19 protein-coding genes and 1 rRNA gene are annotated in these 21,130 nt (G+C 73.6%); 4 read left to right on the top strand and 16 right to left on the bottom strand.

Annotated features, from left to right (window positions below):
- Positions 1–9: 9 nt before the first annotated feature.
- The 7 genes from helR to ACZ7KX_RS25060 form a co-directional block, all read right to left on the bottom strand.
- Complete coding sequence (gene helR, locus ACZ7KX_RS25030) at positions 10–2,169, bottom strand: RNA polymerase recycling motor ATPase HelR (RefSeq protein WP_470328385.1); 2,160 nt, start codon at positions 2,167–2,169, stop codon at positions 10–12.
- A gap of 204 nt (positions 2,170–2,373) precedes the next feature.
- Positions 2,374–3,060 carry a DUF6099 family protein gene (locus ACZ7KX_RS25035; RefSeq protein WP_470328386.1) on the bottom strand — a complete coding sequence of 229 codons (687 nt, stop codon included), beginning with the start codon at positions 3,058–3,060 and terminating at the stop codon, positions 2,374–2,376.
- Positions 3,061–3,214: 154 nt separating this feature from the next.
- Positions 3,215–3,604 (bottom strand): nucleotide pyrophosphohydrolase, encoded by a 390-nt coding sequence (locus ACZ7KX_RS25040; protein WP_470328387.1) that lies wholly within the window; start codon positions 3,602–3,604, stop codon positions 3,215–3,217.
- Positions 3,605–3,614: 10 nt separating this feature from the next.
- A complete protein-coding gene (locus tag ACZ7KX_RS25045; RefSeq protein WP_470328388.1) occupies positions 3,615–4,967 on the bottom strand; it encodes an AAA family ATPase in 1,353 nt (450 codons plus the stop codon).
- 294 nt (positions 4,968–5,261) lie between these two features.
- Positions 5,262–6,101: a putative RNA methyltransferase gene (locus ACZ7KX_RS25050; RefSeq protein WP_470328389.1), complete on the bottom strand. Its 840-nt coding sequence runs from the start codon at positions 6,099–6,101 to the stop codon at positions 5,262–5,264.
- 161 nt (positions 6,102–6,262) lie between these two features.
- Entirely contained in the window at positions 6,263–7,117 is an 855-nt protein-coding gene (locus ACZ7KX_RS25055; RefSeq protein WP_470328390.1) for an ATP-grasp domain-containing protein, read from the bottom strand.
- Positions 7,114–8,031, bottom strand: a complete 918-nt coding sequence (locus tag ACZ7KX_RS25060; RefSeq protein WP_350526058.1) for an ATP-grasp domain-containing protein — start codon at positions 8,029–8,031, stop codon at positions 7,114–7,116. The genes ACZ7KX_RS25055 and ACZ7KX_RS25060 overlap by 4 nt, the downstream gene beginning before the upstream one ends.
- 230 nt (positions 8,032–8,261) lie before the next feature.
- Between ACZ7KX_RS25060 and ACZ7KX_RS25065 the strand changes: the two genes are divergently transcribed.
- Complete coding sequence (locus ACZ7KX_RS25065) at positions 8,262–9,128, top strand: GNAT family N-acetyltransferase (RefSeq protein WP_470328391.1); 867 nt, start codon at positions 8,262–8,264, stop codon at positions 9,126–9,128.
- 111 nt (positions 9,129–9,239) lie between these two features.
- Here the strand turns inward: ACZ7KX_RS25065 and ACZ7KX_RS25070 are convergent, their stop codons facing one another.
- Positions 9,240–9,668, bottom strand: a complete 429-nt coding sequence (locus ACZ7KX_RS25070; RefSeq protein ID WP_470328392.1) for a fic family toxin-antitoxin system, toxin component — start codon at positions 9,666–9,668, stop codon at positions 9,240–9,242.
- Entirely contained in the window at positions 9,665–9,901 is a 237-nt protein-coding gene (locus ACZ7KX_RS25075) for a toxin-antitoxin system HicB family antitoxin (protein WP_350526055.1), read from the bottom strand. Before ACZ7KX_RS25075 ends, ACZ7KX_RS25070 begins: the two co-directional genes overlap by 4 nt.
- 359 nt (positions 9,902–10,260) lie before the next feature.
- On the opposite strand from ACZ7KX_RS25075, the gene ACZ7KX_RS25080 reads away from it, so the two are divergent.
- The gene (locus tag ACZ7KX_RS25080) at positions 10,261–10,458 is read left to right on the top strand and encodes a hypothetical protein (protein WP_350526054.1); all 198 of its coding nucleotides are present in this window, start codon (positions 10,261–10,263) and stop codon (positions 10,456–10,458) included.
- A gap of 200 nt (positions 10,459–10,658) precedes the next feature.
- Here ACZ7KX_RS25080 and ACZ7KX_RS25085 read toward each other — a convergent pair whose 3' ends face one another.
- Positions 10,659–11,954, bottom strand: a complete 1,296-nt coding sequence (locus ACZ7KX_RS25085) for a class I SAM-dependent RNA methyltransferase (protein WP_470328401.1) — start codon at positions 11,952–11,954, stop codon at positions 10,659–10,661.
- Between the two features lie 422 nt (positions 11,955–12,376).
- Positions 12,377–14,452 carry an APC family permease gene (locus ACZ7KX_RS25090; RefSeq protein WP_470328402.1) on the bottom strand — a complete coding sequence of 692 codons (2,076 nt, stop codon included), beginning with the start codon at positions 14,450–14,452 and terminating at the stop codon, positions 12,377–12,379.
- Positions 14,453–14,699: 247 nt separating this feature from the next.
- Here ACZ7KX_RS25090 and ACZ7KX_RS25095 point away from each other — a divergent pair, with 247 nt between their 5' ends.
- Positions 14,700–15,368: a potassium channel family protein gene (locus ACZ7KX_RS25095; RefSeq protein WP_350526053.1), complete on the top strand. Its 669-nt coding sequence runs from the start codon at positions 14,700–14,702 to the stop codon at positions 15,366–15,368.
- On the top strand, positions 15,368–16,039 hold the full coding sequence (locus ACZ7KX_RS25100; RefSeq protein WP_350526052.1) for a potassium channel family protein: 672 nt from the start codon (positions 15,368–15,370) through the stop codon (positions 16,037–16,039). The genes ACZ7KX_RS25095 and ACZ7KX_RS25100 overlap by 1 nt, the downstream gene beginning before the upstream one ends.
- 66 nt (positions 16,040–16,105) lie before the next feature.
- Here ACZ7KX_RS25100 and ACZ7KX_RS25105 read toward each other — a convergent pair whose 3' ends face one another.
- From ACZ7KX_RS25105 to rrf, 5 genes are all read right to left on the bottom strand, one after another.
- On the bottom strand, positions 16,106–16,849 hold the full coding sequence (locus tag ACZ7KX_RS25105; protein WP_470328393.1) for a DUF3159 domain-containing protein: 744 nt from the start codon (positions 16,847–16,849) through the stop codon (positions 16,106–16,108).
- A 2-nt stretch (positions 16,850–16,851) separates the two neighbouring features.
- Positions 16,852–17,259, bottom strand: a complete 408-nt coding sequence (locus ACZ7KX_RS25110; protein WP_350526050.1) for an OB-fold nucleic acid binding domain-containing protein — start codon at positions 17,257–17,259, stop codon at positions 16,852–16,854.
- Between the two features lie 65 nt (positions 17,260–17,324).
- Entirely contained in the window at positions 17,325–18,005 is a 681-nt protein-coding gene (locus ACZ7KX_RS25115; protein WP_049657530.1) for a response regulator, read from the bottom strand.
- A gap of 112 nt (positions 18,006–18,117) precedes the next feature.
- Complete coding sequence (locus ACZ7KX_RS25120; protein ID WP_470328394.1) at positions 18,118–20,715, bottom strand: ATP-binding protein; 2,598 nt, start codon at positions 20,713–20,715, stop codon at positions 18,118–18,120.
- A gap of 323 nt (positions 20,716–21,038) precedes the next feature.
- Positions 21,039–21,130 (bottom strand): 5S ribosomal RNA (gene rrf, locus ACZ7KX_RS25125); the annotation flags it as partial.

Raw genomic sequence — 21,130 nt, forward strand, 5'->3', positions numbered from 1 at the left:
CCTCCGTTCTCATGAACTCCTGAGGATCACCAGCCGCTGGGTCGCCCGAGTCATCGCGACGTAGCGGTCGACGGCTCCCTCGACTCCCCCGCCGAACGCCTCCGGGTCGACGAGGACGACCAGGTCGAACTCCAGCCCCTTCGACAGCTCCGGGGTCAACGACCGGACCCTGGGCCGGGCCCGGAAGTCCGGTGCGCCGATCACGCAGGCGACCCCCTCCGCGTGCTCCGCGAGCCAGCCGTCCAGGACCGCGTCCAGCTCCGCCACCGACCCGTGCGTGACGGGGATGCCGCTGCTGCGGACGGAGGTCGGCACGTTGGCGTCCGGCAGCGCGGCCCGGATGGCGGGCTCGGCCTCGGCCATGACCTCCTCCGGTGTCCGGTAGTTGATGCTCAGCGAGGCGACGGTGGTGCGGTCGAGCCCGATCCGCTCCAGCCGTTCCTGCCAGGACTCCGCGAAGCCGTGCCGGGCCTGCGCGCGGTCCCCGACGATGGTGAAGCTCCGGGACGGGCAGCGCAGGAGCAGCATCTGCCACTGCGCGTCGGTCAGTTCCTGGGCCTCGTCGACGACGATGTGCGCGAACGGACCGGCCAGCGGCTCCGGGTCGGCGACGGGCAGGGCGGTCTCGTCGACCAGGGTGTCCTGGAGGTCCCGTCCGCGCAGCATCGTCACCGCGCCCTCGCCGTCGTCGTCGGCCTGGAGCAGGTCACCGATGACATCGGCCATGCGGGCGCGTTCGGCGGCGACCGCGGCCTCGCGCCGACGCTGCCGCCGGCCCGCCTCCGGATCGCCGAGCCGCTGCCGGGCGGCGTCCAGGAGCGGGAGGTCCGACAGCGTCCAGGCCTGGGGCGCCTCCTTGCGCCGCAGCTTGCGGACCTCCTCCTGGTCGAGCCAGGGCGCGCACATCCGCAGGTAGGCGGGCACCGACCAGAGGTCGCCGACCAGGTCGGCCGCTTCGAGCAGCGGCCACGCGCGGTTGAGGGTCTCCACCAGTTCGCGGTCCTGCCGCAGCGACCGGCGGAACTGCTCGGGCGGAACCTCCTCCTCGTCCGCGTCCAGCTTGTCCAGCAGGATCGCGGCGAGCTCGTCCCAGATCTGCTCGCGCGCCTCGTTGTGCGGGGTGCCCGGCTCCGGCGCGTCGAACGCGTCCGCCCAGTCCTGGGCGCTCAGCCAGAGCTCGGACCAGTGGGTGGTGACCGCCATCCCCTCGGCGGGCGGCTCCTCGTAGAACCGGACGGCCTTCTCGATCGCCTGCACCATGTCGACCGAGGACTTCAGCCGGGCCACCTCCGGATCGGCCTCGACCCCCGCCGTCGCCCCCTCGGCGACGAGGTCCCGCACGGTGCAGGTCTGCACGCCCTCCTCGCCGAGGCTCGGCAGGACGTCCGCGACGTAGGACAGGTACGGCTGGTGCGGGCCGACGAACAGCACACCGCCGCGCCGGTGGCCGAGCCGCGGGTCGGAGTAGAGCAGGTAGGCGGAGCGGTGCAGTGCGACGACGGTCTTCCCGGTGCCCGGGCCGCCGTCGACCACGAGGGCACCGCGGGAGCCGGCCCGGATGATGGCGTCCTGGTCGGCCTGGATGGTGGCCAGCACGTCCCGCATCCGGGCCGAACGGTTGCCGCCCAGGCTCGCGATGAACGCGGACTGGTCGTCCAGCGCGGCGTGCCCCTCCAGGGCCTCGACGGTGAACACCTCGTCCCAGTAGTCGCTGATCCGGCCGCCGGTCCAGCGGTACCTGCGGCGGCTCGCCAGCCCCATCGGGTCGGCGTGGGTCGCCGCGAAGAACGGCTCGGCCGCGGGCGAACGCCAGTCGACCAGCAGCCGGCGTCCCTCGCTGTCGGTGAGGCCGAGCCGCCCGATGTACACCGGCTCGGGGTCGTCCGCGCCGACGACGTGCCCCAGGCACAGGTCCAGACCGAAGCGGCGCAGCGCGCGCAGCCGACCGGTCAGCTTGTGGACCTCGATGTCCCGGTCCATCGCCTCCCGGCCGAGACCGCCCGGCGCCCGGCGCAGGGTGTCGAGGCGGTCGGACAGCTCGGCGATCGCCTGCTCCAGGCTCTGCGCGACGGCCGCGAAGTGCCGCTCGTCGCCTCCGATCAGCGCCGGATCGGCCTTGGCGGCGAGACGGTCGGGGAGGTCGAACGCGCTGGTGGTGAGGGGGGTCATGGCATCAGCTCCGATCTGAGGCCTGCGATTGTGCGCCACCACGGGGGCCTTGCCGCAAGACCCCCGGTGCGCTATATGTTGAGAGTGGCAAGGGGTGGGTTCTCCTCCTGGCGCTCTTCCGGTCCTCCTTCCGCCGTCTCGGACGGCACGCCTTTCCGCTGTTCCGGGCAGCGTCCTCCGGCGCCCGTGCGCCGACCCCGGCGCCTACCCGACCGGCACGGACACCTCGGGGGCCCCGGCCGCGCCGGGCGCCCGGCAGCCGGCCGTCCGCGCCGGCCCCGTCGGCCCGCCCTCGCCCTCGCCCGGCGGGTCGACGCCGTCCGGCTGGTCGGCACGCTCCGGTACGCCTCCGCCGCCCGGCGGGTCGAGTCGGACGAGTAACGGCGAAGCGCAGTCGGCGTGTTCGGGCACGGCCCCGCCGAGCGCCGTGCACGCCGGCCCCTCGGCCCGGCCCGCCGCCTCCAGCAGCCGCCCGGCCAGGTCCTTGCACTCCGACACCGCGTCGACCCCGTCGATGCACGTCCAGTAGAGGCCCTCGGTGTCGGCCCCGCAGGCCAGCACCACGAGCGTCTCCCCGACCTCGTGCAGCAGCCCGTCCAGCGCCCCCAAGGCCGTTGCCGGCTCCCCGAGTTCGGTGAGCCGCGCCGCCCGGCCGCCGCTCACCAGGGCGGCCGGGACGACCGAGCGGTCCAGACAGACCGCCGCGTGCGCCCCGGCCTCGGAGAGCTGCCGGCCCAGGCCGGTCAGCTCCTCGTCCTCCGACTCCGCCAGCCGGGCACCCACCGCCTCGGTCAGCAGCGCGGCCTGCCGCGCCTCGGCCAGTACATCAGGTACGTGCCTGGCCTCGGCCAGGGCGTGCCGGGCCGTCCTGATCAGTCGCAGCGCCTCCACGGCCACCGCTCCTCTCGCTCGCTGTCGCCGTCGACCGGGCCGCCGAGCGGGCGGCCGGATGGTCACGGCGACAGCGTGCGAGGAAGGGCGCGGGCTCGCATCCGCCTTGTCGGAAGCTGTGGAAAACTCCCGGGTTGTGGATGACTTCCGTCCCTCACAAGGGTTGGTCGTCCACCTCCGGGTTGACGTCAGCCGATCTGTCCGGCACCGGGAAGCGGTGTTCGTTGCGCTCGATCTTGGCCGCGAGGGCCGCCAGCGGATCCACCCCGACCGCCGTGCAGAACTGCAGCAGGTACGCCAGCACGTCCGCGACCTCGTCGCGCACCCGGTGCGCGCGCTCCGGCTCCGACATCACCTCGGCGGCCTGCTCGGGCGTCAACCACTGGAAGATCTCCAGCAGTTCGCCCGCCTCCACGCTCAGCGCCGCCGCCAGGTTCTTCGGCGTGTGGAAGGGCTCCCACCGCCGGGCCGTCGCGAAGTCCACCAGTTGTGCCTGCAGGGCTTCCAGGGTCGGCTCCCCCGGTCCCGTCACTCGTTCGTTCACCCCTCCAGGTCTACCCCATCGCCGCCGTCGCCGACCCGGCCCCGTCCGCCCCCGGCCGCTCCCCCTCCGCGATCCCGCCGGCCGCCTCCCCGCGTCCGCCCTGGACGGGCACCCGGGCGGCCTCTGGCCGCAGGACGGTGAAACCGGAGTCCGGATCCCGCCGGCACTCGACCACTGCCACCGCGCCAGGCCGCACCTCCCCGGAGCGCGCGTCCCCCGGCCTCACCCCGCCCGCTCCGCCCAGCGCCTCCCGCACCGCCGCCGGCTCCTGCAGCGCGGCCACCACCCGCAGCTGGCTGCGCTCCGCCATGTCCCGCGCCAGCCGCAGCAGCGAGGCGGCCTGCTCGGTGGAGAGCCCCGCCCCCAGGTCCTCGGCCAGCACGGTCAGCTGCCGGTGCGCCCACGGCACCTCGGCGGCCACGTCGAGGTCGAGCACCCCCGCCCCCGTCAGCAGCACCGCGGCGAAGGCGAGGTGGCGCAGCATGCCGTCGGAGGCCTGATCGGCCCCGGTCCGCCCGAGGACGCCCTCGTCGAAGACGGCCAGGACGCGCCGCACCCCCTCGTCGCTCTCGCGCTCGGCCACCGTGAGCCCGAGCAGCGGGTGCGGCGCGGCGGACTGCACCACGCGCAGCAACTGCCCGTACCGGCGCGGGCACTCGTTGCCCAGCCGGGCGATGACGGCGGAGATGTTCGCGGCGTTGCCGCGCAGCCGGGCCTGCGGGTCGGCCCGGGCCCAGCCCCGCATCAGCGCGGGGACGGGGTGCAGCGGGAACACCTCGCGCAGCGCGGTCAGCAGGTCCTCGGCGGCCGCCAGGACGAGGCACTCGCCGGCGGACGAGCCCGCGACCCGCAGCGGCAGCTGTGCGGTGATCATGGTGCCGCTGGGGAAGGGCGCCCGGATGTCGCCCTGCCGGGTGTCGTTGTGCCAGCAGACGTTGACCCGCCGGTGGCGGACGTCCTGCTCGCCGGTGTCCACGAGCGTGCGGCCGTCGAGGGTGAGCGACTCCCGGGCGATCCGGACCGGACCGTCGGTGCGGATCACCACGTCGAGCCGGATCCGGCCGTGCGGTGACCGGACGGTGCAGCCGAGGATGATCGCGTCCCGCCCGTGCGGGACGCAGCCGTCCAGGCCGCCCCGGACGGGCGGGGCGAGCGGACCGGTACGGTCGGGCAGCCCGTCCAGCGAGTCGGCGATCTCCTCGCCGAGCGCGAGCCGGGACAGCACCGCCAGCGCGTCGAGGGCGTTGGACTTGCCGACCCCGGCGGGCCCGTGCAGCACGGTGAGGGGCGCGAGTGGCAGGACCGCGCGCCGGTAGGACTTGAACGAGGTGAGCCGGAGCTCCTCGACGGTGGGGCGTGGCACGGGCGAGCGGTCGGGCCCCGGGGCGTCCGGTCGAACGGGGGCCGGCCCGGCGGGCCTGGTGGCGTCGCGGTTCACCCGTCGGACGTTAGCCTCAGGCCGACCGGCAGAAACGTGCCTGCTCAGCAGATTCATCCCAACGTGGCGCCTCACCCCGACGCGATGACCGCGGCGTCCCGTCCGCGCCGTGCCTGGCCCCGTCCCGGAGCAGCCCGGCTCGCCTCGGAGCGCCCCGCCTGACCCAGGAGCGTTCCGAGCCCCGAGGTGCTCGGAGCGGCCCGGGGCGCGCCGCAGCACTCAGCGCCGGTAGGCGGCCACCGTCACCGAGGCGGTCACCTCGACCGGGTCCGGCAGCGCCGCCAGCGCGGCACCGAGCCGCTCCGGATCGGTGTGCCAGGCGCTGGGCCCCATGCCGACGACGGTGCGCACGTCCCGGGGGTCGAGCCGCAGCGTGAACTCGACCTCCCGCCGCCCCGCCGGCGTCAGGTACGGCCCGAGCTTCTCGTCGATCCGCCGCTGCTTCTCCTCGTCCACCGACAGCAGCCCCAGCGCGTCCACGAGTTCGCCCAGGTGGCGGGCGGTGGGCGAGACCAGCAGCAGCGTGCCGCCGGGGCGCAGCACCCGGCGGATCTCCGGCCCGTTGCGCGGGGCGAAGACGTTGAGCATCAGCGCGGCGGAGGCGTCGCGCAGCGGCAGCGGGCGCCAGGCGTCGCAGACGACGGCGCCGATCCGCGGGTGCGCCTTGGCGGCGCGGCGCAGCGCGTACTTGGAGATGTCGAGGGCAGCGCCGACCCGGTCGGGCTGGGCGTCGAGGACGTGGGCCAGGTAGTGCCCGGTGCCGGCGCCGAGGTCGGCGACCAGCCCGTCGGGCTCGTCGGCGGGTGCCGCGGCAGCGGCCTCGGCCAGGGCGTCCGCGATGGGCCGGTAGTGCCCGGCCGCGAGGAAGTCCGCACGGGCGGCGACCATCTCGGCGGTGTCCCCGGTGCCGGTGTGGGCGTCGCCGGCGAGGAGGCTGACGTAGCCCTGCTTGGCGAGGTCGAAGCTGTGCCCGGCGGGGCAGCGCAGGCTGCGGTCGTGCCGGGTGAGGGGCTGCGCGCAGAGGGGGCAGGCCAGGTAGCGCTCGATGTCCTGCAGCAACGTTCCGTCTTCTCTCGCCGTACGCCCCGGCGGGTCGGGGCGCCAGCCAGCCTAACGACCCGGGCCGCCCACCGCCCCGGGCCGCCCGCGCGCGAAGCGGCCCGGCACCTGGCCGACGCCCCGCCCCGCCTACCGCACGCCCCGCCCGCCTCCCGTGCCGCCTACCGCCTCTGCCCCTGCCCCTGCCCCTGCCCCGCCAGTGGCCGCGCCCGCTCGGCCGCGACCCGCAGCGCGAGCGCGGCGAGCGCCTCGGGCGCGCCGGGCCTGCCCCGGACCCCCGGGAAGGCGTTGACGTCCACGATGACGGGCTCGTCGGGCCCGTCGAGCAGGTCGACCCCGTACACGTCGAGCCCGAACACCTCACCCACCCGCAGCGCGAGCGCGGCCCGCTCGGCGGGCGGTTCCCAGTCCGCGGCCTGCCCCGGCTCCCCCGTCCCGAAGGCGAGTTCGGACCGTCGCCGGGCGGCGAACACCTGCCCGTCGATCACCCACAGTTTCTGGTCCCACCCCGTCCCGGGGACGAACGGCTGGGTGACGACGGGCTCCTCGGCCCAACGCTCGGCGAGCTCGCGGAGCCGGGCCGGGCCGTCGACCCGCGCGACCAGGTCGTGCCGTCGGCTGTGCCGACTCTTGAGCACGAACGGGTAGGCGGGTGCGGCGAGTTCGCCCAGCAGTCCGGCGGCGGCCGTCGCCGCGAACGGCAGTCCGGCGGCCCGCGCGAGGCCGGCCATCCGCACCCGGTCCTGACAGAGTTCCGTCGCCGCCGCCGAGTTGACCACCGGCGCGCCCCGGCGCTCCAATTCGCCGGCCAGCGCCAGCGCCCGGGGCGTACGGGCCTTGAGCAGGTAGACGTCGGCGAGCTCCCCGGCCGGCACGAGCTCCTCCGCGGGCGCGGCCTCCCCCACCGGCCCGGCGGGCGGAACGGCCACCACCTCGTGGCCCCGCTCCACCAGCAGCGCGGCGGTCGCCGCCAGCACCGGGTGCCCCGGATCCCCGGCGATCAGCCCGATCCTCACAGCAAGTCCCCTTCACCGAAGCCAAGTTGGCCCAGTTGCCCATACGGCGCGCCACCCGCCGACACCAGCGCGGCCGCGGGCCCGCCGGGCACCGAGACGGCCGTCCCACTGCGTGCGAGCCGCAGCACCGCTTGGGCGACCCGTGCCACGGCGTCCGGCACCTGCCGGAAGCTCGGGAAGTCGTTGATGTCGACCACCACCGGCCCGTCCGGCCCGAGCAGCACGTCGACCCCGTACAGGTCCAGCCCGAAGACCTCGCCGACCTGCGCCACGATCCGCGCGACGCTCCCCGGCAGCGGCACCTGCCGCTCCCGCACGCCCTGCCCGGGGTGCAGCGGGGAGGAACGTTCCGTCGCGAAGAGCTCGCCGTCGACGCAGTACACCTTGAGGTCGGTGCCGGAGTTCGGCACGTACGGCTGCGCGATCAGCAGCCCCTCCCCGACCAGCTCCGGCCCGACCTCCAGCAGGTGGTCCGGGCTGTGCACCAGCCGGACGGCACGCCCGGAGCTGCCGTCCGCGGGCTTGACCACCAGCGGGTACTCGGCGGCCGGGATCTCCGCGAGCCGCTCCCACCGCGCGGCGGCGTACGTCATCGGAACCGGCAGCCCGCGGGTGCTGCCGATCACCGCGGCGAGCGCCTTGTCCCGGACGCCGCGGATCGAGCGCACGTCGTTCACCGTGGTGAGGCCGACGGCTGCGGCCGCCTCCAGCAGGGTCAGCCCGGGCCCGCCGGAGACGGTCTTGAGCACCCAGGCGTCGTGGCTGCCGGCCCGGACGGCCTCGGAGATCGCCAGCAGCGAGTCCCCGGGGCGCAGCACGTCCACCCGGTGCCCCCACGCGGTGAGCTGACGCGCCACGTCGAGCGGCATGCCGTCGTGCCGGTAGTGTTCCTCCACCAGAAAGCAGAGCCTCATGGGCCTGTCTTCCCCCTTGCCTCGCCGAGTGCAGACGTCCGCCGTCCCCCTCGGCAGAGCTGTAAAAGCATCAGCATGCACGCTGTGTGCGCACAAGATCGCTGCGGACCGGTAAGCGTTCGGCAACAATCGCCGTCCAGGGGCCCGACGCACGGCCCCCGCCGGCCGGACCGGCACGCCGCGGAACACGCCGCAAAACCGGTGGCAGGCACGCCCGGGCCCCTGCTTGGATGCACGCCGTGACTCCTGCCGATCAAGCTCCCGACCGCCCGCTGCTCGACGAGATCGAGCGCTACTACGACGCCGCGCCGCGCAGCTCCGCCCGAGCCGAGGACTTCGGCCCGCTGACCCTCTTCGTCCGCGCGGCGGACACCGGCTGGCACTACTACGCCCGCCCGACGCTCGGCCATGACGGCCCGGCCGCCACCGCCGAGGACGTCCGCCGGGTGCTGGAGCGGCAGCGCGAGCTGGGCGCGCCGGAGGCCTTCGAGTGGGTGGCGGAGCAGAACCCCGGGCTGCGCGCGGCCGTCGAGGCGGCGGGTCTGACGGTGCACGAGCACCCGCTGCTGGTGCTGGGTCCGCAGGACGAGTCGGTTGCGGCGCCGATCACGGCGGAGCGGACCGAGGTGCGGGTGCTGGCCCCGGACGCGCCCGAGCTGGCGCAGGCGGTGGCCGTCCCGCACGTGGCCTTCGGCGCCCCGGGCACCGCCATCGGCGCGGCCGGCGCGGCCGAACTGGCGGCGAGCACGGCCACGTTGACGACCGACGGCGGGGTGGCGCGGATCGCGCAGCGGATCTCCGACGGCGTCACCGTGCAGGCCGCCGCGCTGGAGGACGGCACCGTCCTGTGCTCCGGCCAGTACAACCCGGTGGGCCCGGTCGGCGAGGTGGTCGGCGTGGGCACCCTGCCCTCCGCCCGTCGGCGCGGTCTGGGGCTCGCGGTCACGGCGGCCCTGGTCGCGCACGCCCGGGCCAACGGCGTGCGGACGGTGTTCCTGTCCGCCTCCGACGAGGACGTCGCCCGGATCTACCGCCGGGCCGGCTTCCGCCCGTTCGCGACGGCCCTGATCGCGGAGGCCGCGTCACCCCGGGCCTGAGGACCACGGCCGTGCCGCGGGGCGCGGCGAACACGCCCCCCGGCACGGCACGCGGGGACGGCCGGGAACAGGACGCGGACGGCGGGGACGGCGGGACGGCGCGGACGGCGGTCAGTCGTCGTCCTCGTCCTCCTCGTCCGTACCGCTGACGCCCTCCCCCTCGGCCTCGTCGACCACCCACGCCGCCAGCCGCTCGGAGACGCCGGACACCCCGAGCCGCCCCTCGCGGATGGCCCGGGAGAGGCTGCGCACCTCGCGGGCGGTGGTGGCGACGGTGCAGCCGCTGGCGACGAGGTAGGCGTACGCGACGGCGGTCGCGAAGAGCTCGTTGGTCTTCTCCAGGGCCGGCACCCGGATCAGCTGGTGCATCAGTGCGGCGGCACGGTCCTGCGGTTCGGGGTAGACCGCGATGTCGAATATCTCGGCCTGGTGCCGGGTGACGGCCGCGAGCAGCGAGCCGTAGTCGGTGACCTGCGGATCACCGGGCGTGTACTGCTCGGCGGTCATGAGCAGCCACGAGAGGTCGACCTCCAGGTTCAACGGCGCACGTCCTGGAGGTCGCCCGGCTCCCCGAACTCGGCGAGGAACGCGGTCTCGTACTCCTTCATGAACTGCGCCGCAGCGTCGACGAAGGCACGTCCGGACTCGCCCATGTCCTGCTGGACCAGGCGCTCGATGTACTGGTTCATGCTGATCCCCTGCTGCTCCGCCCGTTCCCGGGCCATCTCCGCGGTCGTGGCGTCCACGCGGACGTTCAGCTGCTTCTTGGCCATGCCCTTCAAGCTAGCGCCGAAGTGCTAGCACAACAAGGGCGCACGCCCACCGCCCGCACACCTGCCGCACGCCCCCTCGCAACCTCCCCGTCACCCAAACCGTCACCGAAGCCGTCACCGGAACCTTCACCGGCACCGTCGTCCGAGCCGCGGCCGGAGCCGCCCCGCGACCGTGCGTGGCCGCCCCGCGGTCGTCCGTGGCCGTCCGTGGCCGCGGGGGGCCGCCCATCTTCCATACCCGCCCACCGCCACCCCACCCCCGGCAGGACGAGCGAGACTTGAAGAGTCCTTCACCATCCGGGACTCTGATCTCCCCTGAGCGTTCCACTGAGCGGCACCGACCGGTGTGGAGGCCGGCAATGACAGCCATGTTCGACCAGGAGCTGCGCGAGCAGCTCGCCCAGGCCCGACGGGACCTCGCGGCGGCGCGGGCCGAAGGGGACGCCGACGGCGTCCAGGCGTACGAGGGCCGGATCGCCTCGCTCCTCCGGCTCGCTTCCCAGCACGGCATCCACCTCCCGCACAGCGTGGACGAGGAGGAGCACAACGAGCCCTGACCGGCCCGTCCCGCGACCACAACCCGCCTGACCCGCCCCAGCCCGGCCCGACCCACGACCGGCCGGTCCCCACCCGCCCCGACCTGACCGGGCCCGACCAGCGACCACGACCGCCCCACCGCGCCCCGCAAACGACGAGGAGGCGGCACCCGCCGAGCGGGCACCGCCTCCCGGGTCCGGCCGGACACCGGCCGAACGGGTCACTCCCCGGTCGGCTCCAGGATCGCCACGCACTCGAAGTGGTGGGTCATCGGGAACAGGTCGAAGGCCCGCAGCGAAACCGGACGGTAGCCGCCCTCGCGGAAGAACTTCAGGTCGCGGGCGAGCGCCGCCGGGTCGCAGGCCACGTACGCGATCCGGCGCGCCTCCAGGCCGACCAGGTGCGCGACGGTCTCGCGCCCGGCGCCCGAGCGCGGCGGGTCCAGGACGATCAGGTCGGTCGCCGTGATGCCGGTGCGCGGCAGCAGCGTCTCGACCCGGTCGCACTCGATCCGCACGTTGTCCAGCGCGGCCAGGTTGTGCCGGGCGTCGACCACGGCCTGCTTGGCGGACTCGATGCCGAGCACCGCGCCCTCCTCGCCGACCCGGTCGGCCAGCGCACCGGCGAACAGGCCGACGCCGCAGTACAGGTCGAGCGCGTTCTCGCCCCACTGCGGGTCCAGGCCGTCCAGCACCGCGTCGACCAGGGTGTCCGGCGCCTCCGGGTGGATCTGCCAGAAACCGCCGTTGCTGACCCGCCAGGTCCGCCCGGCCGCCCGCTCGCGCACGAAGCTGCGCCCGTGCACCTTGTGCACGTCGCCCTGGTCGTCGATCCGGGCGATCGACACCGGCTTGTCCAGCTCGACCAGCGGCAGCTGGGCGCCGTCGCGCGGGGTCAGCACCACCTGGCGGTCCGAGGAACCGGTCGCGGCGATCACCTCGACGCTCGCCACGCCCGGCCAGTCGCGGGACTCGATGCCCAGCTCGCTGACGCCCTCGGCGGCGATCAGGCAGCGGTCCACCGGCTGCACCTCGTGCGAGCGGTGCTTGCGCAGGCCGACCTTCCCGGTCTCCGGGTCCACCGCGTACTGGACCCGGGTGCGCCAGGCCGGCACCTGCCCGGCCGGGAGCTTGCCGCCGACCGGTTCGACGCTGCCGTCCCAGCCCGCCTCGGCCGGGGTGAGCCCGGCCAGCTTGGCCAGCTGCTCGGTCAGCACCGACGCCTTGAGCTTGCGCTGCCCACCGGGGGTCACGTGCTGCCAGTCGCAGCCGCCGCACTTGCCGGGGCCGGCGAACGGGCAGGGCGCCTCGATCCGGTCCTTGGCGGGCTCCAGGACCTCCACCGCGTCGGCCCGCAGGAACCGGGAGGTGGTGGTGCCGTCGGTCACCTGCACGACGACCTTCTCGCCGGGCAGCGCGTGCCGCACGAACAGCACCCGGCCCTCGTGCCGGGCCACGCAGTGGCCGCCGCCGTGCGCGACCGGGCCGACCTCGACCTCGTACCGCTGTCCGGCCAGCGGCTCCCCGGTCGGCGCCTCGGGCCGCGGCGCCCGCGCGGCGGCGGTGCGCAGCGCCTTGGGCGGCCGTACCGCCTGCTTGCGCGGCGCCTTCCGGGCAGCACCGGCGGCACCGCCCGCACCAGCGGCACCGGCGGCACCCTTCCCGGCGTCCTTGCCGGCCTGGCCCTTGCCGGCACCCTTGCCGGCGCCCTTCTCGGCAGCGCCCTTCCCCGCCGTGTCCCGGCCCGGCTTCCGGTCCTCCGACGGCACCTGCTCCCCCGGGACGATCGGCGCGGTGCGCGCGGTCAGGCCGTCACGGTCGGTGGCCTCCGGACGGGACGGCCGGCCCCAGCGCGGCCGGGCGACCTGCCCGGGCTGGGAGCCGCCCCGGCGGGAGCCCTTGCCGGAGGAGCCCGAGGAGCGGGGCGGAGTGTTGCGGGTCACTGGGAGGAGTCCTTGCTGCGCTCGGAGGTGTCACCGGCACTCGCACCGGTGGAGACGGAATCCTTCGACTTTACGGCCTTCGGCGCCCGAGGCTCGCCACGCCGGACGGCGCCCGGCGCCGACCAGGCCTTCTGCGGCTTGCGCCGCTCGGAGGATTCCAGCTGCCAGGGCACCGAGGTGACCATCACACCGGGCTTGAACAGCAGGCGCCCCTTGAGCCGCAGCGCGCTCTGGTTGTGCAGCAGGTGCTCGTACCAGTGGCCGACCACGTACTCGGGGATGTAGACCGCGACCACGTCGCGCGGGCTGCTGCGCCGCAGGTTCTTCACGTAGTCCAGGACCGGCCCGGTGATCTCGCGGAACGGCGAGTCCAGCACCTTGAGCGGCACGTCGATGCCGCGCTCGTCCCACTCCTGCCGCAGCGCCGCGGTGTCGGCCGGGTCCACGTTGACCGTGACGGCCTCCAGGGTGTGGGCGCGGGCCAGCTGGGCGTACGCGAGGGCCCGCAGCGCCGGCTTGTGCAGCTTGGAGACCAGCACGATGGCGTGCACCCGGGTGGGCAGCACCACGTCGTCGGGCTCCTCCGCGGCGATGAGCTCCTCGGAGACCCGGTCGTAGTGGCGCCGGATGCCCTTCATCATCACGAACAGCACGACCATCGCCGCGATCGCGATCCAGGCGTGGCCGATCTTGGTGACCAGGACGACGATCAGCACGGCCATGGTCATCACAAGACCGAAGGCGTTGATCGCCCGGCTGCGCTGCATGCGGCGGCGCTCGGCCGGGTCGGTCTCGGTGCGCAGCAGCCGCGTCCAGTGCCGGATCATCCCGGACTGGCTCATGTTGAACGAGACGAACACACCGACGATGTAGAGCTGGATCAGCCGGTTCGGGTCGGCGTCGAACGCGAAGATGAACAGGATCGCCGCGATCGCCAGCAGGATGATGCCGTTGGAGAAGGCGAGCCGGTCGCCGCGGGTGTGCAGCTGGCGGGGCAGGTAGCGGTCCTGGGCCAGGATCGAGCCGAGCACCGGGAAGCCGTTGAAGGCGGTGTTGGCGGCCAGCACCAGGATCAGGCCGGTCACGGCGGCGACGAAGTAGAAGCCGGGCGTGAAGTTGCTGAACACGGCCTCGCTGATCTGGGCGAGCGCGGTCTTCTGGTGGTAGTCGGCGGACGCGCCGCCGAGCTGCTCCGCCGGGTTCTCGGCCATCTGGACGCCGGTCAGGCGGGCCAGCCAGATGATGCCCATGAACATCACCACGGCGATGCTCGCCATCATCAGCAGCGTGGTCGCGGCGTTCTTGCTCTTGGGCTTGCGGAAGGCCGGCACGCCGTTGGAGATCGCCTCCACACCGGTGAGCGCGGCACAGCCGGAGGAGAACGACTTCAGCAGCAGGAACACCAGGGCGAATCCGGCCACCGACTCGTTGCCGGGGGTGGGGGTGAGGGTGAAACCGGCGCTCTCGGCGGGCATGTCCTGGCCCAGCACGAAGTGCCGGAAGAACCCGAAGCCGACCATGCCTATGACGCCGATCATGAAGGCGTAGGTGGGAATGGCGAAGGCGGTTCCGGATTCGCGCACACCGCGCAGGTTCATGCCCATCAGCACGACGACCACGATCACCGACAGCGTCAGTTCGTGGCCCCGCAGCGCGGGGACGGCGGACACGACGTTGGCGACGCCCGAGGTGGTGGACACGGCCACGGTGAGCACGTAGTCGACCATCAGCGCGCTGGCGACGACCAGACCGGCAGCCGGCCCGTGGTTGACGGTCGCGACCTCGTAGTCACCGCCACCACTGGGGTAGGCGTGCACGTTCTGCCGGTACGAGGCGACCACGGCGAGCATCACGATCGCCACGACGACGCCGATCTGCCAGGAGAAGTGGATCGCCGAGACGCCCGCGACGGAGAGGGTGAGCAGGATCTCCTCGGGGGCGTACGCGACCGAGGAGAGCGCGTCCGAGGCGAAAACGGGTAGCGCGATCCGCTTCGGTAGCAGCGTTTCACCGAGCTTGTCGCTGCGCAGCGCGCGCCCGATCAGGATGCGTTTCGGGAGGTCTTTCGGCATAGGCACGTTAAGGAATCGTAGGGGCTCCCCGGTCAAGGCTCCGCCGTTTGTCCCCCCCTTCGTCGCGACTGCGTTCTACGGACCGGCTAGCGTGTCGGATACGAGTCGGTGGGCAACACTCGGGTTGTGAGGTGTTGCCGGGGCCGGCGCCCCACGAGAACGCTCGCCCCGGACGACCGGGCGGGAAAGGGAGATGAACGGTGTTTGCGCAGGTCAGTACCCCGACGGAACGGGTGAGGTAGCGCCGGTGCACATCGTCATCATGGGCTGCGGCCGCGTGGGCTCGGCCCTCGCGAGAGCGCTGGAGAAACAGGGCCACTCGGTGGCCGTGGTCGACCAGGACCCGACCGCCTTCCGCCGACTTGGCGCCGGGTTCAACGGGCGCCGGGTCACCGGTGTCGGCTTCGACCAGGACACCCTGCGCGAGGCGGGCATCGAGGAGGCCGGCGCCTTCGCCGCGGTCTCCAGCGGCGACAACTCCAACATCATCGCCGCGCGGGTGGCCCGGGAGAACTTCGGCGTCGAGAACGTCGCCGCCCGGATCTACGACCCCCGCCGCGCCGAGGTGTACCAGCGCCTGGGCATCCCGACCGTGGCGACGGTCCGCTGGACCGCCGACCAGATGCTGCGCCGGCTGCTGCCGAGCGGCGCCGAGCCGCTGTGGCAGGACCCGAGCGGCGGCGTGCAGCTGGCCGAGGTCGCGTACGACCCGCGCTGGATCGGCCACCGGTTCGGCGAGCTGGAGGAGGCCTCCGGCGCCCGGGTGGCGTTCGTCACCCGACTCGGCGAGGGCATCCTGCCCACGCCGCAGATGGTGGTGCAGGAGGGCGACCTCGTACAGGTGATGCTGCGCCGGGCCGACCTGACGGCCGTCGAGGCCGCGTTCGCGCAGGGGCCGAAGGAGGAGGGTCACTGATGCGGGTCGCCATTGCCGGGGCCGGTGCCGTGGGCCGCTCGATCGCGGGCGAGCTGCTGGAGAACGGCCACGAGGTCCTGCTGATAGACAAGAACCCGAACTCCATCTCGGTGGAGCGGGTGCCGATGGCGGAGTGGCTGCTGGCCGACGCCTGCGAGATCACCTCGCTGGACGAGGCCGCCCTGCAGCGCTGCCACGTGGTGATCGCCGCGACCGGCGACGACAAGGTCAACCTGGTCGTCTCGCTGCTCGCCAAGACCGAGTACGCGGTGCCGCGGGTGGTCGCCCGGGTGAACAACCCCAAGAACGAGTGGCTCTTCAACGAGTCCTGGGGCGTGGACGTGGCCGTGTCCACGCCGCGCCTGATGTCCGCCCTGGTCGAGGAGGCCGTCAGCGTCGGCGACCTGGTCCGCCTGATGCGCTTCAGCCAGGGCAACGCCAACCTGGTCGAGCTGACCCTGGCCTCCGACACCGAGCTGGTCGGCACCCGGGTCGGCGACGTGGCCTGGCCGCCGGACACCGCGCTGGTGACGATCATCCGCGAGGGCCGGGTGCTGGTGCCGGGCAAGGACGACACCCTGGAGGGCGGCGACGAGCTGCTCTTCGTCGCCGCCCAGGAGCGCGAGGAGGAGCTGGAGGAGCTGCTGTCGGCCACCACCGGCGCCCAGTGACGACGGAACCACGGCCGAGGGCCCGCACCCTGGTGGGTGCGGGCCCTCGGCCGTGTGCGGAGGCGGCTACTTCGCCGACTCCTCCTCGTCGTCCAGCTGCGCCTTGATCGGCGGCGGCGCCTTCAGCAGGATCTGCCAGGTGACGTACATCGCCAGCAGCATCGGCGGGATGCCCAGGGCGACCTTCAGCCAGCCCAGCAGGTTGACGTTGTGGGTGAAGTACAGCGGGAAGAGGATCACCGGCTTGAGGCCCATGATCACCACCCAGGCCCAGGTCGCCCTGGTGTACGCGGCGAGCCGGCCCGGGTTCTCCTTGCGCCAGGTGAACATCTCACCGGTGATCGGGCCGAGCATCACACCGATCATCGGCCAGCGCACCAGCGCGGAGGTCGCCAGGGCGATGCAGTAGCCGACGTTCCAGAGCAGGCCGGGCAGGTAGAAGTCCTCGGCCCGGCCGCTCTTCATCGAGATCCAGGCGCCGAGCGCGACGCCGAACACCCCGCTGAAGGCGTGCTGGATGGTCTCCCGCTTCGCCAGCCGGGCCACCACGAACAGCGCGCTCAGGCCGAGCGCGGCCCACGCCGAGGTGCTGACCTGGTGGGTGAGGTTGTACGTGACGATGAAGACCAGGCCGGGCAGCGTCATGTCGATCATGCCGCGCACGCCGCCGAAGGCCTTCAGGACGGTGTCGGCGGCCTCCTTGGAGGCGGCCTGACGGGCGGCCTCCTCGGCCTTGCGGGCGGCGTCCCGGGCCGCCGCGTCGTGGGACAGGTCGAGCTGGGCGGCATCGCCGCCGGGCTGGTTGCTCACGCTCATTCGCTCCCGTGTCCGACCGGACGCAGCTCGTAGCGAGGGTTGAACAGCACGCGGCGCCCGCGCGCGTGACCGATCCGGCCGCTGGCGACCAGCCTGCGGCCGGGCTCTATGCCCGCGATCGAGCGACGGCCGAGCCAGACCACGTCCAGGGCCTCGGTGCCGTCGAAGAGTTCGGCCTCCAGGGCCGGCACCCCGGCCCGCGGGCGCAGCGTCACCGTGCGCAGCGTGCCCGCGACGGTGACCAGGGCGCGGTCCGCGCAGCCGGCGATCGGCGTGCACCCCGACTCCGCGGCGCTCTCCTGGCGCAGGTCCTCGGCCTCCAGCTCCTCTGTCGAGGAGGTCAGCCGGCTGAGCATGCGGCGGAACCGCCCCTGCGGCTGGCCGCTGCTGTTGTCACCACTCATGTCGGAAGGGTACCGGTTTCCGGGCCCCCGGCGGCAGGTCGTTCAGCCGCCGGGGGCAACGGCGGTCAGCTCTCGAACCGGTATCCCATTCCCGGTTCGGTGATGAAGTGGCGCGGGTGCGAGGGGTCGCGCTCCAGCTTCCTACGCAGCTGGGCGAGGTAGACCCGCAGGTAGTTGGTCTCGGTGCGGTAGGCGGGGCCCCACACCTCCTGGAGCAGCTGGGTCTGGCTGACCAGTCGCCCGGCGTTGCGGACGAGGACCTCCAACAGGTGCCACTCGGTCGGGGTGAGCCGCACGTCCGCGCCGTCCCGGTTGACCTTCTTGGCGGCGAGGTCGACGGTGAAGCTCTCGGTGACGACCAGCGAGTCCGCCTCCCCGGCCACCGGCTCGGCCCGCCGCACCGCGGCCCGCATCCGGGCGAGAAGCTCGTCCATGCCGAACGGCTTGGTGACGTAGTCGTCGGCACCGGCGTCCAGGGCCTCGACCTTCTCGTCCGAGGCGTGCCGGGCCGACAGCACGATGATCGGCACCCGGGTCCAGCCGCGCAGGCCCCGGATCACCTCGACCCCGTCCATGTCCGGCAGGCCCAGGTCGAGGACGACGACGTCCGGGTGGCGGGCCGCGGCCAGCTCCAAGGCGCTCGCGCCGTCGTGGGCCGCGTCCACCTCGTACTTGCGGGCCTTGAGGTTGATCACCAGCGCGCGGACGATCTGCGGTTCGTCGTCCACGACGAGGACCCGGGTCATTTACGGGCTCCGCCTTTCAGGGCTGTCGGACTTGGGGCTGTCGGACTTGGGGGCTGTGGAACTGGCGTGCGGTTACTGCGTGCGGCACGGGCGGCGGGCAGGCCGCCGGCTCTCATGTGATCAGCTCCGAGAGCGGACCGCTCCCGTCGCCGTGCGGCTCACCCGGCTCCTCCGGCTCCGGCGGCCGTTCGACGGCCGGCAGGCTGACCACCATGGTGAGTCCGCCGCCCGGGGTGTCCTCGGCGGTGACGCTACCGTCCATCGCCTCGACGAAACCGCGCGCCACCGCGAGCCCGAGACCCACCCCGGCGCCGCGCGGCGCGTCCCCGTAGCGCTGGAACGGAGCGAAGATCTTCTCCTTCGCGTCCTCGGGCACGCCCGGCCCGCGGTCGACGATCCGCAGCTCGACCCGGCCCGGCATCCCCGGCTGCTCCAGCGCGTCGGCCTTGACCAGCACCTTGACGCCGTCCGGGCTGTACTTGACGGCGTTCTCCACCAGGTTGGCCAGCGAGCGCTCCAGCAACCCGCCGTCGGCCCGGATCATCGGCAGCGTCTCCGGGACGTCCAGGCGGACGGACTCCGGCGGCACCCCGCCGAGGGCGAACGGCACCACCTCGTCCAGGTCGGTCTCCTGGATCAGCGGGGTGACCGTCCCGGTCTGCAACCGGCTCATGTCGAGCAAGTTGTTGATCAGGTGGTCCAGCCGGTCGGCCCCGGCCTCGATCCCGGCGAGCAGCTCGGCCTCGTCCTCCGGGTCCCAGTCGACGTCCGCCGCACGCAACGAACTCACCGAGGCCTTGATCCCCGCCAACGGGGTGCGCAGGTCGTGCGAGACGGCGGCCAGCAGGGCGGTCCGGATGCGGTTGCCCTCGGCCTCCCGGCGGGCCGAGGCGGCCTCCCGGGCCAGTCGGCGACGCTCCAGCACCACCGCGGCCTGCGCGGCGAAGGCCCCGAGCAGCCGCCGGTCCGCACCGGGCAGCACCCGGCCGCGCAGCACCAGCGCCAGGCTGTCGCCGACCGGGACGTCCACGTCCGCCTCCTCCGGCCGCTCCGGCGGCCGCGGCCCGGCAGTGGCCACCGGCACCCAGGGGCCGAGCGAATCCGGGCGCTCCAGCAGCGCGGCGCTCTCCTGCCCGAAGGTCTCCCGGACCTGCTCCATCAGCGCGGTCAGGACCCCGTCCCCGTTCGGCGCGCCCCGCAGCACCGTGCCGGCCAGCGCGCTGAGCGTCTGCGCCTCGGTCTGGCTGCGGGCCGCCTGGTGCGTCCGCCGGGCCGCCAGGTCCACCACGGACGCCACCGAGATGCCGACGATGGTGAATATGGCCACCGCCATGATGTTCTGCGGCTCGTTGATCGTGAAGGTGTGCAGCGGCGGCGTGAAGTAGTAGTTCAGCACCGAGGAGCCGACCAGCGCCGAACCGACCGCCGGCAGCAGCCCGCCGACCAGCGCCGCGCACACGGTCAGCGACAGGAACAGCAGCATGTCGGTGGAGAGCCCCAGCCCGCCGATCGCCGTCAGCACGACCGCCAGCACCGGCGGGCCGGCCAGGCCGATCAGCCAGCCGGCGACGGTGCGGGTCCGGCCCAGGTCGGTGGTCCGGCGGACGGGAATCCTGCCGCGTCCGTGCCCGGCGTGCTCGTGGGTGACCATGTGGACGTCGATGTCCCCGGCCTCCCGGGTCACCGTGGTGCCGACGCCCGGCCCGTACAGGTACTGCCAGCCGGGCCGGCGGCTGGTGCCCAGCACGATCTGGGTGGCGTTCACACCGCGGGCGAAGTCCAGCAGCCCGCCGGCCGGGTCGTCGCCCAGCACGGCGTGGAACGAGCCGCCGAGGCTCTCCACCAGCGCCCGCTGCTCGATCAGCGTCTGCGGCGAGCCGGAGCCGACCAGGCCGTCCGAACGGGATATGTGCACGGCGAGCAGCTCGCCGCCGGAGACGCGGGCCGCGATCCGGGCCGCCCGACGGATCAGCGTCGCCCCCTCGGGCCCGCCGGTCAGGCCGACCACGATCCGCTCCCGGGCCTGCCAGGTGCCCTCGATGCCCTGCTCGGCCCGGTACTTCTGCAGGTACTCGTCCACCCGGTCGGCGGTCCACAACAGCGCCAGCTCGCGCAGCGCGGTCAGGTTGCCCGGGCGGAAGTAGTTGGCGAGCGCCGCGTCGATCTTCTCCGGCGCGTACACGTTCCCGTGCGCCAGCCGTCGGCGCAGCGCCTGCGGGGACATGTCGACGAGCTCGATCTGATCGGCCCGTCGGACCACCTCGTCCGGGACGGTCTCGCGCTGCCGCACCCCGGTGATGCCGGCCACGGCATCGCCCAGCGACTCCAGGTGCTGCACGTTGACGGTTGAGATCACGTCGATCCCGGCCGCCAGCAGCTCCTCGACGTCCTGCCAGCGCTTCTCGTTGCGGCAGCCGGGGACGTTGGTGTGGGCCAGCTCGTCCACCAGCGCCACCTGCGGACGGCGGGCGAGGACGGCATCCAGGTCCATCTCGGAGAACCTCGCGCCGCGGTGCACCACCTGCTGCCGCAGCACGACTTCCAGTCCGGCGACCATGTCCGCGGTGCGCCGGCGGCCGTGGTCCTCGACGAACGCCACCACGACGTCCGTGCCGCGTTCGTGCCGCCGGTGCGCCTCGGCGAGCATGGCGTACGTCTTGCCGACCCCGGGGGCCGCCCCGAGGTAGATGCGCAGCCTGCCTCGTCCCATGAGCACCATTCTTGATCCGGCCATGCCCGGGAGCCACCCCCGGACACCTGTTCCCCCTTCCTTCGAGACTACGGCGTGAGCAGCGATTTTCCGCTGATCAGTCCACCGATCGGGCGGTTTTAGCGGCATATTGACGGTGGACCAGCCACTCGGCGGGGGTCGCTCGGGGGTCACGCGGGGGTCGCAGGGAGTCGCATGGGGTCACTCGACAGGGAGCCGGCCGGCTTCCGGGGAACGACCCGGGAAAGCAGTCCGGGAGAAAGTCCCCGGAAACGCGAAGAACCCCCATCCGGAATCCGGATGGGGGTTCTTCAGCAATGATTGTTCGGCGGCGTCCTACTCTCCCACAGGGTCCCCCCTGCAGTACCATCGGCGCTGTGAGGCTTAGCTTCCGGGTTCGGAATGTAACCGGGCG

This window comes from Kitasatospora sp. NPDC038210 (genome assembly GCF_055600605.1).